This window comes from Ralstonia sp. PBBBR1, from assembly GCF_002256165.1.
Taxonomy (GTDB): domain Bacteria; phylum Pseudomonadota; class Gammaproteobacteria; order Burkholderiales; family Burkholderiaceae; genus Ralstonia; species Ralstonia thomasii.
This window is the reverse complement of record NZ_NKIL01000004.1, coordinates 516,951-535,630: the sequence shown is the minus strand read 5'-3', so window position 1 is coordinate 535,630 and position 18,680 is coordinate 516,951. Positions and strand designations below refer to the sequence as shown.

Here is an 18,680-nt window from a genome sequence, read left to right as displayed (position 1 = left end):
GCCTGCTTAGGGGATGGCGACCGTATCGAGCAGCCGCTGCGCCAGCGCGGTCGCCGACAGCGTGCCGCCCGTGGGCAGCAACCGATGCGCCGCCACGGCCTTGAATACGGCTTGGACGTCTTCGGGCAGTACGGCATCGCGGGCATCGATGAGCGCCCAGGCGCGCGCCGCGGCCAGCAATGCCAGCCCCGCACGCGGCGACAGGCCCATCTGCACCTGCGCATCTGTGCGCGTGGCATTCACCAGCGCGAGCACGTAGTCGACCAGCGCCGGCGCCACGTGCACGGCATCGGCGGCGGCCTGCAGCGCAACCACTTGCGCAGCCGTCAGCACGGCTTCGATGTCCTGCGGCGCACCGCCCCCTAGATACAGCGCACGCTCCGAGCTTTGATCGGGATAACCCAGCGAGAGCCGCATCGTGAAGCGGTCCAGCTGCGACTCCGGCAGCGGATGCGTGCCGATCTGGTTCAACGGGTTCTGCGTGGCGATCACGAAGAACGGCTCGGGCAGCGAATACGTCGCCCCGTCATGCGTGACCTGCCCTTCGGCCATCGCTTCGAGCAGCGCGCTTTGCGCCTTGGGCGTGGCGCGGTTGATTTCATCCGCCAGCACCACCTGCGCGAACAGCGGCCCCGGGTGGAATTCGAACGCGCCCTTTTCTTTTACATAAATCGACACGCCGATCAGGTCGGTGGGCAGCAGATCGCTCGTGAACTGCACGCGCTGATATTGCAGCCCGAGCGTACGGGCCAGCGCATGCGCCAGCGTGGTCTTGCCCACGCCCGGCAGGTCTTCCAGCAACAGATGCCCGCGTGCCAGCAGACACGCCAGCGCCAGGCGGATCTGCAGCGGCTTGCCGAGCACGATGCGATCAAGCGCGCGTTGCGCCTGCGACAACGCCGCCGGCAAGGTCAGCGGCGTGGCGGGCGTCGTACGAACGGGAGAGAGCGGGACTTGGTTGGGCGTCATCGAGGTGCAGCCGAGGCAACAATGCCAGCGAGTGTAGCGGCATCGCACGACACCCGTGCGCCCATGTTTCGCGCGCGTGAGCGCGCTACAACATCAGTCCGGTTTGTGCGCGGGGATAGCCGCATCGAGTAACACGCGTGCCGTGCGCGGCAGGCTCTTGATGAGGCGCGGCGCATCGGTGCCGAAGGTCTGGCTGGCCGTATAGCCGCCTTCGATCAGGAAAGCGAGGTCGTCGGCCAGCGCATCGGGGTCGGTCGCGCCGGCGGCCTGGGCGCGGTCCCGGAGGCGGGCGAGCAGCAGCGCCTTGTTGCGCTGGACAAACTGCCGCGCCGGATGCGTCATGTCCGGAAACTCCGCCGCCACATTCACGAACGGGCAGCCCCGATAGCCGGGGCGCGAAGCGCGTTCGGATACGTCGATGAAGAACTGCAGCAGTTGCGCGCGCGCATCGTCGGGGTGCTTGGCCACGCTGGCGTTGAAGTAACCCCAGAAGCTTTCGTCGCTGCGCTCCAGGTACGCGATGACGAGATCGTCTTTCGACTTGAACTGCCGGTACAGGCTCATCTTGTTGACGCCGGCCTTCTCCACCACCGCTTCGACGCCCACGGCCCGCACGCCTTCGTAGTAAAACAGCTGACGAGCCGCCTCGAGCAGGCTGGCGTGCGCGTCCTCACCGCTGATGCGGCGCGGAGCCGGTTTCGGTTGATCACCGGTGTCAACGGTGGAAAGTGCGCGAGGTCCGCGACGGGCGGCGGTGGCCATGGTGGTGCTCCTGCAGGCGCGGCGGGAGGCAAACCCCCAGCCACGCCGGTGTCATTCGAATGCTGCTTGACATGTTACCGACCGGTACCTACTATCGCAACCACGTTGTTACCGACCGGTAACGAATGCGATATTGTCGCCCCCACAAGAATCGAATCGAAGAAAGAATCGAAACCATCGGACACCCCATGCAGCGACTTGCCCGCCTCATCGCCCCACGTTTTCACTACAGCTGGCTCGCGCTGGCCGTGGTGTTCCTGATCCTGCTGTGCGCGGCCGGCACGCGTGCCACGCCCAGCGTGATGATGCTGCCGCTCGAGCACGAATTCGGCTGGAGCCGCAGCACGATCTCGCTGGCCATCTCGATCGGGATTGCGCTGTACGGGCTGACGGGGCCGTTTGCTGCGGCATCGATGCAGTATTTCGGCATCCGCCCGACGGTGCTCGGTGCGCTGGCGGTGCTGGTGGCGGGCACGGCACTCTCGGCGATGATGCATGCGCCGTGGCAGATGGTGCTGCTGTGGGGCGTGATGGTGGGCGGCGGCACGGGCGTGGCGGCCATCACGCTGGGCGCGACGGTGGTCAACCGCTGGTTCACTTCGCATCGCGGGCTGGCTATGGGCATCCTGACGGCCAGTTCGGCCACGGGGCAGCTCGTGTTCCTGCCGATGATGGCGGCGGTGGTCGAGCATTACGGCTGGCGCCCGGTGGTGCTGATCGTGGCCAGCGTGCTTGCGCTGCTATTGCCGGTGGTATGGCTGCTGCTGCCGGAATCGCCCAAGAGCGTGGGCCTGCGCACGTATGGCGAACCCGCCGATGCGCCGGAAGCCGCCCAAGGCCCGCGCGCGAACCCGATCACCCTGGCCATGCAGACGCTCGTGCAGGCGGCCCGCAAGCGCGATTTCTGGCTGCTGTTTGCGAGCTTCTTCATTTGCGGGGCGAGCACCAACGGCTACATCGGCACGCACTTCATCGCCATGTGCGCAGACCACGGGTTCTCCGAAGTGAAGGGCGCAAGCCTGCTCGCTGCGATGGGGATCTTCGATCTGGTCGGCACCACGCTGTCGGGCTGGCTGTCCGACCGCTACAACAGCCGCGTGCTGCTGTTCTGGTACTACGGCCTGCGCGGGCTGTCGTTGATCTACCTGCCGTATGCGTTCGGCTTCGAGTTCTTCGGCCTGCCGGTGTTCGCCGTCTTCTACGGCCTGGATTGGATTGCCACCGTGCCGCCCACCGTGCGCCTGACCAACGATGTGTTCGGCAAGGCCGCCGCGCCCATCGTGTTTGGCTGGATCGTCGCGGGGCACCAGTTGGGCGCGGCATTCGCCACGCTGGGCGCGGGCATGATGCGCGCCTCGCTGGGGAACTACACGCTCGCCTCCATGATCTCTGGCGGGCTGTGCGTGGCGGGCGCCTTCCTGGTGCTGCGCATTCACCGCACGCCCAAGAAGGACGCCGAGCGTGCGGGTCAACCGGCTACCGCGTAATCAAGGTTTCAGGAAACCGTACCTGGCCAGCACCGCCTGGCCCGCGGGCGACAGCACGTAAGCCACGAAGTCGGCCGCCTGCTGCGGCTGTTTCGTGCCGGATGTTACGGCGATCGGGTAGGTGAGTGGCACATTCAGCGGCACGGGGCTCGCCACCTTCACCTTGTCGGCGGCGATGGCGGCATCGGTGGAGAACACCAGGCCGGCCTCGACCTCGCCGCGTGACACATAGTCCAGCGCCTGGCGCACGTTCTGCGCCAGCACCGCCTTGGCCTCCATCGGCTCCCACAGCTTGGCCGCTTCCAGCGCACGCTTGGCATAGCGGCCCACCGGCACCGACGCCGGATTGCCGATCGCGACACGCTTCACGTCGGGCCTCGTCAGATCGGCCAGCGCATGTACGGGCACCGTGCCGGTGGCCGGCACGATCAGCACGAGTTGGTTAGCGACAAAGTCGCGGCGCGTCTCCGCCTTGATGACCCTCTCAGCCACCGCCTTGTTCATCGCTTCCTGGTCGGCGGAGGCAAACACGTCAGCCGGGGCGCCCTTCACGATCTGCTGCATCAGCACGTCCGACGCGCCGAAGTTGAGCACAACCTTGGTGTCCGGATGCAGCCTTTCGTACTGCTGGGCGATCGTCTTGAAGGCGTTGGTCAGGCTGGCGGCGGCAGAGACAACGAGGTCCGCCGCCCGGGCTGGCGCTGCAAAACCCAGCGACAGCGCGGCGACCAGGCCAATGGCGCGCACGTGCGCGCGAACCGAGAAACGTTGCATGAAAAATCCGGAAGTGGATGAATAACCGATCGTAATATACGAGTCGATATAACGCCTGGTCAACGCGCGACCGGAATGCCGGATATCACGCGCGCACCGTGGAGGCTTCAGGTGCGTTCGGCGCGGGCGGCTTCGTCAATGCAATCGGCAAGCCGCCCCGCAATGGGCTGGCGGCTATGGCGCGGGCGCTCGATCAGGCCGATCTCGCGGTAGAACGTGGCGTCGCCCAGGCTGACGGCGCGCGTGCCGGACGGCCAGGTGCCTTGTGCGGCGGTTTGCGGGGCCAGTGCCACGCCCTGCCCGCGCGCCACGAGTTGCGTCATGCCTTGCAACTCGTCGAGTTCGATCACGTCGTGCGGGGTGATGCGCTGGTCGCGCAGGAACTGGTCGACGCGGCGGCCGCCGAACGAGCGGCGGTCATAGCGGATGAACGGTTGATGCGCGAGCAGCGCGCGCCAGTCGTCGCCGGGCACGGCGGCAGGCACCAGCAGCACGAAGGGCTCGGCCACCAGCGTGCGCCATTCTAGATCGGCCGGGACCGCAAACGGGGGGCGGATCAGCACGGCCAGGTCGATCTCGCCGGCATCCACCAGCCCGAGCAGGTCAAGCGAGACACCGGGCACGATGCGCGCACGGCAATGCGGGAATTCGCGGCGAAACTGCACCAGCGCGTCCACGAGAAACGACGTCTGCACCGAAGCAATCGCGCCAATACGTACCAGGCCGCGCTGTTCGTTGCCGCCGGCCTGGTCGCCCAGACGGTCGTACAGCGTGACGATGTGTTCGGCCAGGGCCAGCGCATCGCGCCCGGCGGCATTGAGCGTGGCCGAGCGGCCCGTGCGATCGAACAATTGAAAGCCGAGCGATTCTTCCAGCCGCTGGATCTGCGCGCTCACCGCCGACTGCGTGAGGCCGATGCGCTCGCCCGCACCCGCAAACGTGCCATGCCGGGCGACGGCGATGAAAGTCTTGAGTTCTCGAAGCATGGGGCACGCGGATCAGTGAAGAAGCGCAAGGATACGCGCGCCGCGCCGCCTTACTTGGCAAACAGCGACGCCATGTTGGCGAACGCCTTGGTCTCCATCGCATTGCCCGACGGATCGAGGAAGAACATCGTGGCCTGCTCGCCCACTTCGCCCTTGAAGCGGATATGCGGCTCGATGATGAACTCGATGCCGGCGGCACGCAGCTTGTCGGCGGCGGCTTCCCACTCGGCCATGGAGAGCACCACGCCGAAGTGGCGCACGGGCACGTTGTCGCCGTCGACGGCGCTGGTCTTGCGGTGGCCGATTTCATCCGGCGCGAGATGGGCGACGATCTGGTGGCCGTAGAAGTTGAAATCCACCCATTCCGGCGAACTGCGGCCTTCCGGGCAGCCGAGGATACCGCCGTAGAACGCACGCGCCGCGGCAATATCGTGCACAGGAAAAGCAAGGTGGAATGGGGCAAGCACAGGCGTGACGTTGCTCATGTGGGGGGCGCAGGCTGGGGAAGGATTGAATGGGGCAGCACCGGCACGCAGCGGGGGGGCCGCTAACGCACCGGGCCACGCGAATGAGTCTATGCGGATCCACTCATGCACAAAAGCGATGTTTTTTTGCGCTGAGCCCCAACAAATTCGATGATTCCGGCAAAAAAAGAAGCCGCCCAACGGCGGCGAAAGAGACACACGGTAAGCACACCTGCATGGCGAGCAGGCGCGCAAAGACGAATATCAGGCGAAGGCGAAGGGCGTCACGGCCATTTCGGCCTGGGCCAGCGGCAGGCGCACGGTGCAGACGGTGGCGTCGCCAGACACGTTTGCCACGCGAAAACCCGCGTCGCGCGCCAGGCTGATCATGCGGCGGTTGATGGACAACACCTCGCCGAAAACTTCCCGCGCGCCGGACACCCGCGCCGCGCGAACCAGCGTGGCAAACAGGCGTCGCCCCACGCCCTTGCCCTGCCACGCGTCGGCCACCAGCATGGCGAACTCGGCCACACCGTCTTCCACGACGAAGCGGCCATCGGCGATCAGGTCTTCACCGGTGCCGTCGGGGCGCGCCACGCTCACGACCAGCGCCATGTGGTTCACGTAGTCGATCTGCGTGTAGGTGGCGAGCATCTCGTCGGTCAGACGGCCGCCGCCCACCAGGAAGCGCGCATAGCGCGACTCGGACGACAGCCCCTCGACCAGAGCGGCCTCAAGCGGGGCGTCTTGCGGCAGAATCGGGCGCACGGTGGCGATGGAGCCGTCGTGCATGGTCCAGCGGTCGATCCATTCGGCGGGGTAACGGTGAATGGTGTAAAGCATGGGGATCTCCTCACGCGACGGATCGTTGTTATTGCATGCCAGCACGGGATCACCGCCTGACTTTCTAATTTGAAGCTAGATTAGCAGAAACCCTGACTTTTGCAAGTAAAGTCAGAATTGACTATGCTTTTGCCATGAGAATTCCGGAACCTTTCCCCGTCCCAGCGGCATCCGAGCTTGTAACGTCGATGGAAGAGCCGTGCTCGATCGCGGCCGCCGTGTCGATCGTCGGCGAGAAATGGACGCTGCTCGTGCTGCGCGAGGCGTTCTCGGGCGTGACGCGGTTTGATGAGTTTTTGCGCCGCACGGGGTGCTCGTCGGCGATCCTGTCGTCGCGGCTCAAGGCGCTGGTGACGTACGGCATCCTGCGCCGCGTGCCGTACCAGGAGCCGGGCGACCGCGTGCGCGACGCCTACCGGCTCACACGGGCGGGCGTGGACCTGCTGCCTGCCATCGTCGCGCTCATGCAATGGGGCGACCGTTACCTCACGCCGGACGGCGAAGGTCCCATGTTGTTGCGCGACCGCGAAAGCGGCACCCCGATCCACGTCGCGCTGGTCAATGCGCTGGGCGAGCCCGTTGCGCCCAAGAACTCGATGCGCGAGCGCAATCCGCGTTATGGACGGGGGGAAAATCGTGCCGCCACGGCCGCTGATACGCCGCCGGCCAACGGGTAACACACAACTTTACAGGCCCGGCATAACCCCCTATCGTCGGGGATGAATGGGCAAACGGCCGCGTTCGACCCGGCTTTCCAACACATCCCGCGCCTTGCCGCCATCGGCTGATGGTTGCCCCTCCTGATTTCGCCCTGTACCTCTCTGCTCACGCCCGGAACCCCGACTGCCATGCCCGATGCCGTGGTACCGCTCTACCACCAGATCTACGTCGTCCTGCGCCAACAGATTCTTGAGGGCCGGTTCAGCGATGGCCCGATGCCGGGCGAGATCGAACTGGCCCGCCAGTTCGGCGCGTCGCGGGTCACGATGCGGCGCGTGTTCGACTACCTCGTCAAGGAAGGTCTGGTGCGCCGCCATCGCGGCATGGGCACGTTTGTCGTCAAGCCTGATGACCCGGTGACGATGGGCGGCGGTGCCCAGACGCTGCTGCAGAACATCATTGACGTGGGCGAGCGCACCTCCGCCGTCGTCGTCGAATTTGAAGACGTGCTGGCCCCGCCCGACGAGGCCAAATGCCTAGAAATCGCGCCTGGCACGCCGATCAAGAAACTCGTGCGCGTGCGCCACCTGGAAGACACGCCCATGGCGCTCATCACGACGTGGCTGCCGCTGGACGTGACGAGCAAGCTCACGCTCGAACGCCTGGCCAGCCAGTCGCTGCTGCGGCTGATCGAGGGCTCGGGCGTGCGGATCGATCGTGCGTCGCAGGTGGTGTCGGCACGTTTGGCCGATGTGGCGACGGCGCAATATCTGGATGTGTCGGTGGGCGCGCCGCTGCTCTCCGTCCAGCGCATCGTGCGCGAGATGAGCGGGCGCCCCGTGCAACTGCTGCAGGGCCTCTACCGGCCCGACCGCTACGAATACCGCATGGAGCTGTCGCGCGTGGGCGAGGACCGCGCCCGCCTGTGGATCGACAACGCCGGTCACGACGTGCACGGTGGCCACAGCGAGGACGTGGAGGAGGCACCCGCCTCGGCCTCCACCCCCGCCGGCCAGCGCGCCTGACACCACCACCAGCAAGGTTATTGGCCGTCAGCAGGCCCCCAGGAAAGTTGTTAGCATCGCCGCTTCGCTGCGATGCAGCAATTTCCTCATGAGGTTCCCATGTCGACCTCGCCTGCGTCCCCAACGCCTGCCAATACCACCATGGCACCTGCCGCACCTGACACCCGAGGGCTGATCCGCCTGCTCACGGCCGGCGCGGGCATCAGCGTGGCGTGCATTTACCTGAACCACCCGCTACTGGGCCTCATCGGCCGCGACCTCGCCATCGCGCCGCACGCCTTGGGCGTGTTGCCGACGCTCACGGCGGCGGGCTACGCCAGCGGCATCTTTTTCTTCGGCCCGCTGGGCGACCGCTACGATCGCCGCATCGTCATCCTCTGGAAGGCGCTGCTGCTCACATTGGCGCTCATCGCCAGCTGCCTCGCGCCCAACCTCCCACTGCTTGCGGCAGCGGGCTTTGCGGTGGGGCTGTCGGCCACCATCGCGCAGGACTTCGTGCCCAGCGCCGCGGCCATCAGCACCGACCACAACCGCAATCGCAACATCGGCACGGTGATGACGGGGCTGTTGATCGGCATCGTCAGCTCGCGCGTGTTCAGCGGCATCGTGGCGGACCATTTCGGCTGGCGCGCGGCATTTGGCGTATCGGCGGTAGCGATTGTCGGGCTGGCGATTGCCGTGCGCGCCGCCCACTTTGGTGTGGCACCGCCCGCAACCATGAGGCAGCGGTACCTCACGCTGCTGCGTTCGTTGGGCACGCTGTTCGCACAGCACCCGCGGCTGCGCGCGGCGGCCATCACGCAGGCATTCATCGGCATTGCGTTCTCGGGCTTCTGGTCGACCGTGGCATTGCACCTGACGAGTTCGCTCGGCCTGTCGACGGGTCAAGCGGGCCTGCTTGGCCTGGCCGGTGCAGCGGGCGCACTGGGCGCGAGCATTGCCGGGCGATTGTCGGGCCGCGTTGCGCCCGGCCACATCGCTGCGGGTGGTGCGTTGCTCATGGCGGTGACGTTTGCCGCGATGGCACTGTTCCCGCAATCGCTCATCGCCATCGTGATCGGCACGCTCGTCTTTGACGTGGGCGTGCAGGCTGCGCTGGTATCGCACCAGACCATCATTTATGCATTGGCACCCGAAGCGCGCAGCCGTATCAACGCGGTGTTCATGACGGCGCTGTTCATCGGCATGTCGGTGGGCGCATATGGCGCGAGCCTGGCGTGGACGAGCGCGCGCTGGACTGGATTGATGGCGTTCTGCGCGGCGGCGGCGCTGGTGGCGCTCGGGTTGCGCGTGGTGTTCAACGCGCGGCAGGGCGCACGATGAGCGAAATCGACCGGGTACGCGTGTTGGGCGTACCCGTTTCTGCGTGACCTCAGCACGCCTCCTGCACACCTGCCGCAACACACCATCTCACCCATCGGGGCAATTCCGGGCGCGACAACCCGCGACATGTCGCTACAATTCTGAGGTTCAGCTTAGGCTGCCCACAGAACAACCACACCGACCACACCGAGACGCCCTCATGGATAGCACTGCCACCCCGCACGCGGTTGACCCGCACGACACACGTCGCCGTATCTTTGCCATCGTCGGCGCGTCGTCGGGCAACCTCGTCGAATGGTTCGACTTTTACGTCTACGCGTTCAGCGCGCTGTACTTTGCGCCCGCCTTCTTCCCCAGCGGTGACCGCACGACACAATTGCTGAACACGGCAGGCGTGTTTGCGGCGGGCTTCCTGATGCGGCCGATCGGCGGCTGGCTGTTCGGCCGCATTGCCGACAAGCACGGCCGGCGCAGGGCGATGATGATCTCGGTGCTGATGATGTGCGGCGGCTCGCTGCTGATCGCGGTGCTGCCAACGTATGCGCAGATCGGTGCGCTGGCCCCGTTCCTGTTACTCGTCGCGCGGCTGTTCCAGGGCCTGTCGGTGGGCGGGGAATACGGCACCAGCGCGACGTACATGAGCGAGGTGGCACTGCAGGGCCGGCGCGGCTTCTTCGCCTCGTTCCAGTATGTGACGCTGATTGGCGGCCAGCTGTGCGCCGTGCTCGTCCTGGTGATCCTGCAGCAACTGCTGACGACCGCGGAGCTGAAAGCCTGGGGCTGGCGCATTCCATTTGTGGTGGGCGCACTCACCGCGCTGATCGCCCTGTACCTGCGTAAGTCACTGCACGAAACGCAGACCGCCTCGGCGCGCACGGCGGAGCACGCGGGCACGATCCGCGGCGCGTGGCAGCACAAGGGCGCGTTCCTGCGCGTGATCGGCTTTACCGCTGGCGGCTCGCTGATCTTCTACACGTTCACGACGTACATGCAGAAGTACCTCGTCAACACGGCACACATGGAGACCAAGACCGCCTCCAACGTGATGACGGGTGCTCTGTTCGTCTACATGGTGCTGCAGCCCGTGTTTGGCGCGCTGTCCGACCGCATCGGCCGCCGCAATTCGATGCTGCTGTTCGGGGCACTCTCGGTGCTGGGCACAGTACCGCTCATGAAGGCGCTGGCCACGGTGACGACCCCGCTCGCTGCCTTCGGCCTCATCACGGTGGCGCTGGCCATCGTCAGCTTCTATACGTCGATCAGCGGGCTGATCAAGGCCGAGATGTTCCCGCCAGAGGTGCGCGCCATGGGCGTGGGCCTGTCGTATGCGATTGCCAACGCGGTGTTCGGCGGCTCGGCGGAATACGTGGCGCTGTGGTTCAAGCAGGCCGGTACCGAATCGACGTTCTATTGGTATGTGACGGCGCTGTGCGCGGTGTCTTTCGTCGTGACGTACTTCATGCCCGATCCGAGCAAGGAAGGGTATCTGCGCCACACGCCGTAATCGCGGCCCGGCGCTTCAACAACAAGGGCATACCGCGACCACCGATGTCTCAAACGGCGGTCGCGGTCGAGCTTCCTGCATCAGCTTCCGGCTATCACAACGCGCCGAACGCGGCAGCCACCAGGCGACGCTGCTCCGCCTGGTGCGCGCGCACCGACGCATGCGCGCCCGACGGCGTCGCGCTGCGGCACACACTGGCCAGTCGGCTCCCCTCCGGCAGACACGTCTGCAGCGCGTCGCGCACGAAGCGCCATGCGCCTTGGTTGGCGTCCTCCTCCTGCGCCCAGACGATCTCCTTCAGGTTAGGGAATGCCGCCAGCGCGGCCACAAGTGCCTCCTGCGGAAACGGATAGAGCTGCTCAACGCGGACGAGCGCCACATCCGCGCGGGCCTCGCGCTCGCGCTGCGCGTGCAGTTCGTAGAAGAACTTACCGCTGCACAAGACCACACGCGTGACGGTTTGCGGATCGACCGCCGAGGCGTCGGCCAGCACCGGCATGAAACGCCCGTCGATCAGGTCCTGCAGGGGCGAATGCGAACGCCCGTTGCCATGGAGTTCCGTCTTTGGAGACATGACGATCAGCGGCTTGGGCGTCGCCCGCGCGGCGTGCTCGCGTAGCAGGTGGAACCACTGGCCCGACGTCGAGGGCATGACGACGCGCATGTTGCCATCCGCGCAAAGCTGCAGGAAACGCCCCAGGAATCCGTTGGAGTGTTCCGGCCCGATACCCTCGTGGCCGTGCGGCAGCAACATGGCCAACGCAGACTGGCAACCCCATTTGTATTCACCCGAAGCGATGTACTGGTCGATGAAGACCTGTGCACCGTTGACGAAGTCGCCGAACTGCGCCTCCCACAAGGTCAGCCGCGTTCGGGTCTGCACGCTGTAGCCGTATTCGAAGCCCAGCGCCGCCTCTTCCGACAACGGCGAGTTGATGACGTCGAAGGTGCCTTGGCACGGCGCCACGTGCTGCAGCGGAACGTACCGGTCGCCGTCGTCGGACAGTGACGCCTGCGACTGCCACACCGCGTGCCGATGCATGAACGTGCCGCGCCCCACATCCATGCCGGACAGCCGGATGCTGTGCCCGTCTTCCAGCAGCGTGGCATGCGCGAGGTTTTCAGCCAGGCACCAATCGACCGTATGCGCGTCGCTCGAGACCGTAGCGCGCCAGCGCTCGCACAGTCCGCGCACAACGTCGTGCAGGAGCACGTCGTCGGGCGGTGTGGTCAGCGTCTGCGTCAATGCCTGCACGCGCTGCGATGACAACGGCTGAAGCTGGCGGCGCGCCGCACCGTGCGGCAGCGAAACGTCAGCTTCACCCAGCGCAGCGCCAGCGCCTGCGTGCAAGTCGCGCACGGCCGCATCACGCAGATCGGCCAGCCGCGCCGGTTCCGCGCTGGCGGCGTGATACAGCTCCGTGACGGTCGGGTGCGCCGCAATGGCGGCGTGCAGCGCGGGCTGCGTCACTGCGGGCGTGTCGTGCTCAGAATGCCCGAGGCGGCGATAGCCGATCAGATCGATGACGATATCGGCGCCATGCTCCATGCGGTACGCAATGGCAATGCGTGCGGCACGCATGACGGCTTCGGGGTCATCGGCGTTGACGTGCAGCACCGGCGCATCAACCATGCGCGTCACGTCGGTGCAGTAGTCGTGCGCACGCACGTCCATCACGTTGGGTGTTGTAAAGCCGATCTGGTTGTTGACGATCACGTGCACGACGCCGCCTGCCGTATAGCCACCGTGGCGGGTCAGGTTGAGGGTCTCCATGACAACGCCTTGCCCCGCGAACGCCGCATCGCCGTGCACCATCACCGGCAGGCACGGTGTGCCGGGGTGTTCGTCCACATGCGCGCGGGCCATGCCGCACACCACGGGGTACACGCTCTGCAGATGCGATGGATTGGGCGCCAGCACCAGCGCCACCTCGTCGTCGCCCACCAACCGATGCGCACGACCACCGAGGTGATAGGGCAGGTCTCGCTGGGTGAACGCAATGTCCGAATCCGGATTGAGCCGATCGAGCATGCCACGCGCATCAACACCCATCACGTTGACGAGCGTGTTCAAGCGCCCACGATGCGGCATGCCGAGAAACACCTGCCGCACGCCGTGGCCGGCACCTTCCTCAACCAGCGTATCGAGCAGCGGCACCAGGCTCTCGCAGCCCTCCAGAGAGAACCGCTTGGCGTGCGCGAACGTGCCACCGGCAAGACGCTCCCACATCTCCGCCGCCACCAGCCGGCGCAGCAGCCAACGCTTGCGGTCGGGGGCGAGCGGCGGCGCCAGCAGTTCTGCCTCCATGCGGGCGTAGAGCCACGCACGGCGCTGGCGCTTGCGCACGCTGCTGCAATCGAGACCGGTCGTGCCGCAGTACACCCGCTTGAGCTGCCATTCGAGCGCCTGCATCGTCGTCGCAGTGGGCAGGACGGTGCTTGCCGGCTCGCGCTTTTGCGCAGGGTCCAGGCCATGAAACCGCAGGCGAAGCTCGGGCACGTCGGGCAGGGGCGCGCGTGCGAGCGGGTCCAGGCGCGCGCGCCGATGCCCATGCTCGCGATAGGCATCGATCAACTGCGTGACAGCGGTGGATGGGGGCGCCGCCGCGGCAGTGCCGGCCGGCGCGTTGGACGGGTCAAACGCTGCGGCCGAACCCGGGTCGGCCATTTGAGGAGCGTGCGAAGACATGGTTGTTCAGGAGATAAGAGACACCGTGGGTGGGTCCCACCATCGGCACTCCGGCGCACCCGCGCGCGCAATCCTCCAACCAGCACAGCGGTTGCGCAGCAGACACCTGTTCGGCAAATGGCGGGACCGTTCGAAACGCCAAGGCAGGCGCTACGTCGATTCCTTCTGTGACGAGCCGCCTGGCGATGGCCCGTGCCTCCTCCGTTGGACTGCTGACTGCAACATCACTGCGACAACGACAACTACGAATTACGAAAGTGTTTGTGCTCGCGCCCAGCCAGCCTGCGCCACGGTGGCCGTCTCGCCCTGCACGCCATGCGCATGGCCCGGCATGTCGCCATGCAGCCTGAAGGCGCTGACCATCTCGGCCAGCTGATCGGCCTGGTCCTGCAGGGCCTGCGCCGATGTCGCGCTCTCTTCCACCAGCGAGGCGTTTTCCTGCGTGACCTTGTCCATCTGCGTGATGGCCTCGTTGATCTGCTCGATGCCTTCGCTCTGCTCACGGCTCGATGCGCTGATCTCGGAAACGATGTTCGTCACGTTCTGGATACCGGCCACCACGTCGCGGATGATCTGGCCGGCCTCTTCCACCTTGGCGGTGCCGGTGCCGACGTGGCTGACCGAATCTTCGATCAGCGCCTTGATCTCCTTGGCCGCTGCGGCACTGCGCTGCGCCAGGCTGCGCACCTCGCCAGCCACCACAGCAAAGCCGCGGCCCTGCTCGCCCGCGCGCGCGGCTTCCACGGCGGCGTTCAGTGCCAGGATGTTGGTCTGGAACGCGATGCTGTCGATCACGCCGATGATGTCGACGATCTTGCGTGACGACGCATTGATGGTGCTCATGGTCTCGATCGCCTCGCCCACGGCATCGCCGCCCTTGGCGGCCACCAGCGATGCGTTGGACGCCAGGCGGCTGGCTTCCTGCGCGTTGTCGGCGTTCTGCTTGACGGTGGAGGTGAGCTGCTCCATGGCCGCCGCCGTTTCTTCCAGCGAGCTGGCCTGCTGTTCGGTCCGGCTTGAGAGATCGATGTTGCCGCTCGCCACCTCGCGCGATGCGCGCGTGATGGTGTCCGTTCCGCCGCGCACACGGCCGACGATGCCATGCAGGTTCTCGGTCATGTGCTTGAGCGCGGCCAGCAGGCGGCCGATCTCGTCTTGTGCGCCAACTTCAAGACGGTGCGTCAGGTCGCCCTGCGCCACGGCTTCGGCCAGATGCACGGCACGGTGGATCGGGCCGGTGATCGTGCGGGTGATGAAGCCACCTGTTGCAATGGCAAGCAGCGTTGCCAGCACGGCCAGTACGATCATCTGGATCTTCGCGTTGGCACCTTGTGCGGCGGCTTCGCCCACGTCGTGCTCCATCTCGCTGGCCTGGTGATCCACCATCTTGTCGACCAGCACGTAGTACTGGTCTTGCAGGCGGCTCATGTCGCCCTGGTACAGAACGCGTGCGTCTTCGGGCTTGTTGGCATCGATCAGCTCAAAGAACTTGCGCACGCTCGCACCGTAAGCGGAGCGCGCCTCGAACTGTTCCTTGAAGAGCGCCTTGCCCGCATCGGTCGTCAGCATCTTCTCCAGCCGGCCATACGCCTGTCCGTTGGCCTGGCGGATGGCCGCGTAGTCGCTCATGTACTTCGCTTTCTGGTCGGCCGACGTGGCCAGCAGCAGATTGCTGAGAATGCCGTTGGCCTTGTAGCCGTTGTTCTTGATCTGGTTGCTCAGCGCGATCAGCGAATAGCGCTCGCTGACGATCCGGCCCATCTTCGTGTTGTTGTCGTCCAGCCGTTGGATGCCCACCGCGGCAGTCCCGATCAGCAGCGCCACGACAAGCGCGAACGCTGCACCGAGGCGCACCCCGATCTTCATATCCGAGATTCTCATTTGCTTCATTCCTGTTTCAGCGGCGTCAGAGAGAGACGTCATGACCTGGGCAACGCCATCGCCGTGGCCATCTGGCGATGCAATCAGGTGCATGCGTTGAAGCAGGAGCATCTTGAAGACAGGTGCGGCTGTCGTTGACCGATCTTCAAAGCCGTCGCGCCGCAAGATTGCCCAGGCTGCTTTGATGGGAAATGACGGCACGTCAGGAGGAATCTTGAATGCGATGCCAGGGCAGCAGCGCGCTTCAAACCTGTGCTCTCGGCGGAAGGGGTCCGTGCTGATCGTGAGCTGCGTGACGCCAGTATTGGCTTGGCGGCACATCCGAGCAAAACCAAGAGGATGAACGCGCACCAAATCTGCGCTTTTGTGAATCGTGGCGGCGCAAAAACTTTCGATATGAAATTATTTTAATTCTCGTATGCGGATGGAAATCGAGCTACCCAGTGTGCGGTCACGCGCGCCGCCCGGCTGATGATGCACCACGCTGGAAGCGCGCCAACATCATCGGACCGGCCTCCGGTGTCTTGCTGGCTGTGATGTCGGCTGCGTTGATGTTCTACCGGATCCGCATGCGCAAGGTTCAACCTGCCCTGGCCGCGATCTATTCCCAGGTCAACGAACACGGAAATCCGCTGACCGAGCGCGGCCCTCGCGCCAAGCGCGCCGGTAAATCCGTGCGATGTCGTTCTTGAACAGTTAAGGAGATGGGAACGCCGATAGAGCGGCTGTGACGGCGGCCGTGCGAATTGCTGCGGGCGTTCTGGAAAAACCTGGCATTCCCGTCCGTCACGGGAATGCGTCAATCTGTTGTTACTGGCCGTCGCCCCGCCGCTCGATGGCGGCTAACACGTCCCGCGTCTGCGGATCGACATCGCGGCCCCGAGCGATATCGAAACGTTGGCATCAATCGCATCCACCAATCGATCTCAAACATTCGATCTCGACAGTCTGAGAGCGACACGCCACCGTCAGACATTGGCGCATGGCCCTCAAACACTCGACGTTGGCCCGTTGAGGCTGACGTTCCACCGCCCGAGGCTTGAAGCCGGCAGTCAGAGGTCGAAATTTTCGAGCTTGGACTGCGGAGGGCGAGTGTTCGAGGCTCGCACTCCGCCCACAGAGGTTCGAGCATGACTGTTGAAGGCCCACGTTCGGACCAGAAAGGCCCGTCATCGGCTGTTTTTCTGGCTCGCGCACGACTCTTCGATGCCGGTGCGCAATGCGCGACCGCTTTTCACCGGCTCGGCCTGGAGACGTTCGGGAAATCTCAGCCCAGTTCCCCGTACCCGCGCATGCGCGCCTCGCGTGCCATCACGGCGATGGGCCGGTAGTGCGCCATCGTGGTCGGCACGATGTCTTCCAGGCGGAGTCTGGAACGCAGGCCGGCGTCATCGTGCAAGGCTTGGCGCATTGCGTTCCTCACGCGCTGCACCAGCGTGTCACCTGCGCGGCGCGAGGCGATGAAGGGCAGGCCGGCCACATGCCGTGTCGAGCCAATCTGCCGTAGCCCCGCAACCAGGTCTGGCCTGTGCTCAGCGGCAAAGGCCAGCGTCACGCAATCGATGGCGGCAACGTCGGCCTCGTCGTCGGCAACGGCCGCCAACGACCGCAAGTGCGATCCCGTGTGCACGACCGCCCCGAAGAACCGCGCGCCGCGCACCAGTGGCGCGACTGCGTGCCGCAGCGCATTCATACCGCTGTGCGAATCGGGGCTGTTGCAGGCCACCCGCGCGCCCCGGCATGCGGCCAGGGTGGTGGGGCCATCTTTGGCGCGAACCACGATTGCACTGCTATAGGCTTCCTGGTGGCAGCCGGGCACCACAAACCGGGGCGTGCCGATCAGCTGTACCCGCGATGCCAACCCGCGAATCAACGGGTAGCCGCAGGTTTGCGACAGCAATACGTCGTCGCGCCGCCAGAACACGTGCAGCGCGTCGGGGCTCTCGCCCGGGTCCACGGTGTCCAGCATCACGGGCGATGTACCCCGGCCCAGCGCCCGGGCTGTCCGCTCGATCAGCGTGGCCCAGTCGTCCCGCAACGACGCAGAGACGTTGTACATCGGGAGGGCTGCCACCCAGCGCTCACGCTTCGCCATATTCGCGATACCCGCCATAGGAACGCGGCGCATACATGTGCCGATCGGAAGGACCATGGAATAGCGGATGCGCTACCGGCGCCGCCACACGCAGCGCGTAGCGGATCAGCCATTCCCGATACCCGCGGACATGGAAGCCGCCGTTGCGCACGAGGTAGTCGTCAGCGCGCCGACGGTAGACCCATGCCAATGCAAACCACGGTACGGAAGGCAGGTCGTGGTGCACCAGATGGTAGTTGTTGTTGAGAAACAGCAACCGCCACATCAAGCCGGCGTCGTTGATGACGCTGCGGGTGGCGTGGGAATCCGCCGGGCGATGCTCCTGGAAAGAGCGGATCGCCGCCAACGACAGCGCCGGATAAGCCACGCCCAGCAGCATGAGCCAGGCAGGCAGGCCACAGGCCGTCTGCAGCCAGACGAGCAGCACCGCGACCGCAAGCAGGTGGGCCGCCCACATGGGCGCGTCGCGCCAGTCGCCCGAGCGCAGCTTTGCGCAAGCATCCGCTGCAATGGTGAGAATCGAGAACGCGGGTTGCAGCAACATCCGCCCGGCCAGCGTATTGCGCGCGGCATACAGCTTGCGCATTGCCGGACTGGCCGCATGCCAATCGACGGCGTAGAGGAAGTAGCTCTCCGGATCGGTGTCCGGGTGCGTCAGTTCAGCCTCGTGGTGCCGCAGATGCAGGCGCCGGTACAGGCCATATGGCAGCCAGATGCCCAGCGGCGCGGCGCCGAGCAAGGCATTGAGCCACGGCAGGCGCGTGGGGTGACCATGCAGCAGCTCGTGCTGCAACGACAGGTACCACGTGGTGCATAACGTGAGCAGCACGCACGCCAGCGGCAAACCGAGTTGCCGCACATGCGTGGCAACGCCAAACCATGTGGCATAGACCGTGGCAATCAGCAGCCACGTCGGCAGCTCCGTGCGCCACAGCCAGTGACGGGCGGCCTGCGCCAGCTCCGTGCGCTGTCGGTCGTCAAGATAAATGGCCATGCGTGCATGCTTGCGTGGTGGAACGAAAGCACAGCATACGGGCCGGCCCCGCGCGACCGGAACGAAGGATTGCCGATAACGATATGTGGCACTCCATCGGCAGCGCACATGGCGTTTTAACGGCAGACAAAAAAGGCTGTACCAAAATCGTCGATAAAGCGTTGATTTGATTGAGCCGCTCCCACCTTGGCGGAAAGGAAAGTCTGTACCAAGGAGACTCGTCG

The 18,680-nt window shown here is 65.5% G+C and carries 16 protein-coding genes; 6 read left to right on the top strand and 10 right to left on the bottom strand.

Translation table 11 applies throughout. From position 1 onward, the window contains the following. Positions 1–6: 6 nt before the first annotated feature. Both CFE42_RS08600 and CFE42_RS08595 read right to left on the bottom strand, forming a co-directional pair. Positions 7–969: a MoxR family ATPase gene (locus CFE42_RS08600; RefSeq protein WP_004632283.1), complete on the bottom strand. Its 963-nt coding sequence runs from the start codon at positions 967–969 to the stop codon at positions 7–9. A gap of 93 nt (positions 970–1,062) precedes the next feature. Further along, complete coding sequence (locus CFE42_RS08595) at positions 1,063–1,731, bottom strand: TetR/AcrR family transcriptional regulator (RefSeq protein WP_004632284.1); 669 nt, start codon at positions 1,729–1,731, stop codon at positions 1,063–1,065. Between the two features lie 188 nt (positions 1,732–1,919). Here CFE42_RS08595 and CFE42_RS08590 point away from each other — a divergent pair, with 188 nt between their 5' ends. After that, entirely contained in the window at positions 1,920–3,218 is a 1,299-nt protein-coding gene (locus CFE42_RS08590) for an MFS transporter (RefSeq protein ID WP_004632286.1), read from the top strand. Here CFE42_RS08590 and modA read toward each other — a convergent pair whose 3' ends face one another. The 4 genes from modA to CFE42_RS08570 all read right to left on the bottom strand — a co-directional run bounded on the left by modA (position 3,219) and on the right by CFE42_RS08570 (position 6,285). Then, positions 3,219–3,992 (bottom strand): molybdate ABC transporter substrate-binding protein, encoded by a 774-nt coding sequence (gene modA, locus CFE42_RS08585; protein WP_004632289.1) that lies wholly within the window; start codon positions 3,990–3,992, stop codon positions 3,219–3,221. 107 nt (positions 3,993–4,099) lie between these two features. Further along, positions 4,100–4,978: a LysR family transcriptional regulator gene (locus tag CFE42_RS08580; RefSeq protein ID WP_004632291.1), complete on the bottom strand. Its 879-nt coding sequence runs from the start codon at positions 4,976–4,978 to the stop codon at positions 4,100–4,102. Positions 4,979–5,028: 50 nt separating this feature from the next. Further along, positions 5,029–5,463: a VOC family protein gene (locus tag CFE42_RS08575; RefSeq protein WP_004632292.1), complete on the bottom strand. Its 435-nt coding sequence runs from the start codon at positions 5,461–5,463 to the stop codon at positions 5,029–5,031. A gap of 243 nt (positions 5,464–5,706) precedes the next feature. Next, complete coding sequence (locus CFE42_RS08570) at positions 5,707–6,285, bottom strand: GNAT family N-acetyltransferase (RefSeq protein WP_004632295.1); 579 nt, start codon at positions 6,283–6,285, stop codon at positions 5,707–5,709. A gap of 134 nt (positions 6,286–6,419) precedes the next feature. Between CFE42_RS08570 and CFE42_RS08565 the strand changes: the two genes are divergently transcribed. The 4 genes from CFE42_RS08565 (at position 6,420) to CFE42_RS08550 (ending at position 10,797) form a co-directional block, all read left to right on the top strand. Then, on the top strand, positions 6,420–6,962 hold the full coding sequence (locus CFE42_RS08565; RefSeq protein ID WP_004632298.1) for a helix-turn-helix domain-containing protein: 543 nt from the start codon (positions 6,420–6,422) through the stop codon (positions 6,960–6,962). A gap of 171 nt (positions 6,963–7,133) precedes the next feature. Further along, entirely contained in the window at positions 7,134–7,970 is an 837-nt protein-coding gene (locus CFE42_RS08560; protein ID WP_004632300.1) for a GntR family transcriptional regulator, read from the top strand. A 99-nt stretch (positions 7,971–8,069) separates the two neighbouring features. Beyond that, positions 8,070–9,293, top strand: coding sequence for an MFS transporter (locus CFE42_RS08555; protein WP_004632302.1), 1,224 nt, complete (start codon positions 8,070–8,072; stop codon positions 9,291–9,293). A 199-nt stretch (positions 9,294–9,492) separates the two neighbouring features. Next, on the top strand, positions 9,493–10,797 hold the full coding sequence (locus CFE42_RS08550; protein ID WP_004632304.1) for an MFS family transporter: 1,305 nt from the start codon (positions 9,493–9,495) through the stop codon (positions 10,795–10,797). A 94-nt stretch (positions 10,798–10,891) separates the two neighbouring features. Here CFE42_RS08550 and CFE42_RS08545 read toward each other — a convergent pair whose 3' ends face one another. Together CFE42_RS08545 and CFE42_RS08540 are read right to left on the bottom strand one after the other, a co-directional pair. After that, positions 10,892–13,486, bottom strand: a complete 2,595-nt coding sequence (locus tag CFE42_RS08545) for a 2-oxoglutarate dehydrogenase E1 component (RefSeq protein WP_152458832.1) — start codon at positions 13,484–13,486, stop codon at positions 10,892–10,894. Between the two features lie 249 nt (positions 13,487–13,735). Continuing rightward, entirely contained in the window at positions 13,736–15,367 is a 1,632-nt protein-coding gene (locus CFE42_RS08540) for a methyl-accepting chemotaxis protein (RefSeq protein ID WP_004632308.1), read from the bottom strand. 443 nt (positions 15,368–15,810) lie between these two features. Between CFE42_RS08540 and CFE42_RS08535 the strand changes: the two genes are divergently transcribed. Further along, positions 15,811–16,059: a hypothetical protein gene (locus CFE42_RS08535; protein WP_024974470.1), complete on the top strand. Its 249-nt coding sequence runs from the start codon at positions 15,811–15,813 to the stop codon at positions 16,057–16,059. Between the two features lie 575 nt (positions 16,060–16,634). On the opposite strand, the gene CFE42_RS08530 is transcribed toward CFE42_RS08535, so the two are convergent. Next, positions 16,635–17,480, bottom strand: coding sequence for a PhnD/SsuA/transferrin family substrate-binding protein (locus CFE42_RS08530; RefSeq protein ID WP_004632313.1), 846 nt, complete (start codon positions 17,478–17,480; stop codon positions 16,635–16,637). After that, positions 17,449–18,456: a fatty acid desaturase gene (locus tag CFE42_RS08525; RefSeq protein WP_004632315.1), complete on the bottom strand. Its 1,008-nt coding sequence runs from the start codon at positions 18,454–18,456 to the stop codon at positions 17,449–17,451. Before CFE42_RS08525 ends, CFE42_RS08530 begins: the two co-directional genes overlap by 32 nt. Positions 18,457–18,680 lie beyond the last annotated feature (224 nt).

What these genes read in the sequence shown, in the direction of transcription:
- CFE42_RS08600 (WP_004632283.1), bottom strand. Translation starts at nt 969, where the DNA reads ATGACGCCCAACCAAGTCCCGCTCTCTCCCGTTCGTACGACGCCCGCC.
- CFE42_RS08595 (WP_004632284.1), bottom strand. Translation starts at nt 1,731, where the DNA reads ATGGCCACCGCCGCCCGTCGCGGACCTCGCGCACTTTCCACCGTTGAC.
- CFE42_RS08590 (WP_004632286.1), top strand. Translation starts at nt 1,920, where the DNA reads ATGCAGCGACTTGCCCGCCTCATCGCCCCACGTTTTCACTACAGCTGG.
- modA (WP_004632289.1), bottom strand. Translation starts at nt 3,992, where the DNA reads ATGCAACGTTTCTCGGTTCGCGCGCACGTGCGCGCCATTGGCCTGGTC.
- CFE42_RS08580 (WP_004632291.1), bottom strand. Translation starts at nt 4,978, where the DNA reads ATGCTTCGAGAACTCAAGACTTTCATCGCCGTCGCCCGGCATGGCACG.
- CFE42_RS08575 (WP_004632292.1), bottom strand. Translation starts at nt 5,463, where the DNA reads ATGAGCAACGTCACGCCTGTGCTTGCCCCATTCCACCTTGCTTTTCCT.
- CFE42_RS08570 (WP_004632295.1), bottom strand. Translation starts at nt 6,285, where the DNA reads ATGCTTTACACCATTCACCGTTACCCCGCCGAATGGATCGACCGCTGG.
- CFE42_RS08565 (WP_004632298.1), top strand. Translation starts at nt 6,420, where the DNA reads ATGAGAATTCCGGAACCTTTCCCCGTCCCAGCGGCATCCGAGCTTGTA.
- CFE42_RS08560 (WP_004632300.1), top strand. Translation starts at nt 7,134, where the DNA reads ATGCCCGATGCCGTGGTACCGCTCTACCACCAGATCTACGTCGTCCTG.
- CFE42_RS08555 (WP_004632302.1), top strand. Translation starts at nt 8,070, where the DNA reads ATGTCGACCTCGCCTGCGTCCCCAACGCCTGCCAATACCACCATGGCA.
- CFE42_RS08550 (WP_004632304.1), top strand. Translation starts at nt 9,493, where the DNA reads ATGGATAGCACTGCCACCCCGCACGCGGTTGACCCGCACGACACACGT.
- CFE42_RS08545 (WP_152458832.1), bottom strand. Translation starts at nt 13,486, where the DNA reads ATGTCTTCGCACGCTCCTCAAATGGCCGACCCGGGTTCGGCCGCAGCG.
- CFE42_RS08540 (WP_004632308.1), bottom strand. Translation starts at nt 15,367, where the DNA reads ATGAGAATCTCGGATATGAAGATCGGGGTGCGCCTCGGTGCAGCGTTC.
- CFE42_RS08530 (WP_004632313.1), bottom strand. Translation starts at nt 17,480, where the DNA reads ATGGCGGGTATCGCGAATATGGCGAAGCGTGAGCGCTGGGTGGCAGCC.
- CFE42_RS08525 (WP_004632315.1), bottom strand. Translation starts at nt 18,456, where the DNA reads ATGGCCATTTATCTTGACGACCGACAGCGCACGGAGCTGGCGCAGGCC.